Source organism: Angustibacter speluncae, from assembly GCF_054777815.1.
In genome coordinates this window covers 1-740 of the sequence record NZ_BAAHAF010000061.1, presented here as the reverse complement: position 1 = coordinate 740, position 740 = coordinate 1, and the positions used below count along the sequence as shown (strand labels likewise).

The window sequence follows — 740 nt, the reverse complement described above, 5'->3', positions numbered from 1 at the left end:
TCGGCCGCGCGGCGCTCCCACAGCCGCGGCGACGGGCCGGACGCGGCGCGGAGCACCGAGGCCGGGTCGGGCGAGGCGGACCGCAGGGCGTCGCGCTCGCGGGCGACCAGCGCGTCGTACCGCTCGCGGCCGCGCGCCCGCTCCGCCTCGGCGCGGGCGAGGTCCTCGGCGTGGTCCTGCCGGCCGTGCCGGCGGTCGACGAGGGCGGTGCCGACCACGAGCAGCGGCGACATCGCCATGAAGAGCAGGAACGGACCGAAGCTCGGCACCACCAGGTAGAGCACGCCGGCGAGCACCAGGGGTGCCAGCGCCAGCAGCCAGGGGATGCGGCGGCGCTGCGGCGCCCGCGGCAGGTCGGGCAGCCGCACCGACCGCTCGACCGGGTCGGGGACGATGCGCGGTGGGCGGTTCAGCAGGACGCCCCCGGGCACGGGGGCGAGCACGTCGGCGGCCGGGGCGGCGGGCCGGGCGGCCAGCACGGTCTCGCCCAGCCCCACGGGGTCGCCCGCGCCGACGACCGCCCCGTCCGCGCGGGCGCTGCCGACCCGGGTGCCGTCGCAGCCGCGGCGGACGCGCACCTCGACCGGCTCGACGCGGCGCGTGAGCGCGAGGTGCTCGCGGCTGGTCTCGGGGTCGTCGGTGCGCAGCGTGCAGGCCTGCGCGCGGCCGACCCGCACCGGCGCGCCCTCGGGCAGGGGGACGCGCGGTCCGGCGTGCAGCCCGCCCACCAGCGCGAGCTC

1 protein-coding gene is annotated in these 740 nt (G+C 81.1%); it reads right to left on the bottom strand.

Annotation, left to right across the window (positions count from 1 at the left end; all coding sequences use genetic code 11):
- Positions 1–740 (bottom strand): FHA domain-containing protein (locus tag ACYVKY_RS07445; protein WP_460434341.1); only part of this gene is annotated, 740 nt, incomplete at both ends.